Raw genomic sequence first — 601 nt, 5'->3', positions numbered from 1 at the left:
GCCCGCGACCGCGCCGAGATCGCCGCCGCCCTTTCGCTCACCGGCGGCAAGGTGTTCGGCCCCGGCGGCGCCGCCGAGCTCATGGGGCTGCGCCCGACGACGTTGGCCTCGCGCATCAAGGCGATGGGGATCGAGAAGACCCGTTAACCGCCGGGCAACCGCGCGGGCGTCCAGTGACCGGCTCGCGCGCTCGACGCGGGCGCGCTCCGCGAGGAAGACCCGATGCCGACTTCCGCTCCCGCGTCGGGCTCCGTCCTTCCCGCGATGCCGGGCGATGCCGCCCTCCTTGCCGCCGCCCGCGCCTGGGGCCTCAGCCTCGCGGCCGAGCGGCGGATGTCCGCCAACACGGTGGAGGCCTACGAGCGCGACCTGCGCCAGTTCCTCGCCCATCTCGACGCCCGCACCGGCACGCCGACGATCCCCGCGATCGTCGCGTTGAAGCCGCGCGACGTCCGCGCCTTCATGGCCGCGCGGCGGGCCAACGAGGTCGGAGGCCGCTCGCTGATGCGGGCCCTGGCCGGCCTGCGCTCCTTCGCCAAGCACCTCGAGCGCGAGGGTCACGGCACCGTGGCGGCGCTCGGCGCCGTGCGCTCGCCCAAAA

At 75.5% G+C, this 601-nt stretch carries 1 protein-coding gene; it reads left to right on the top strand.

All coding sequences use genetic code 11. The features are described from left to right. Window positions 1-264 precede the first annotated feature (264 nt). Window positions 265-601: site-specific integrase (locus FV223_RS29450; RefSeq protein WP_187276306.1), on the top strand; the 337-nt coding region annotated here is incomplete at its 3' end.

The organism is Methylobacterium sp. WL116, assembly GCF_008039455.1.
Taxonomy (GTDB): Bacteria; Pseudomonadota; Alphaproteobacteria; order Rhizobiales; family Beijerinckiaceae; genus Methylobacterium.
Note: the sequence above shows the minus strand (reverse complement) of the source record. Positions and strands in the feature narration are given on the sequence as shown.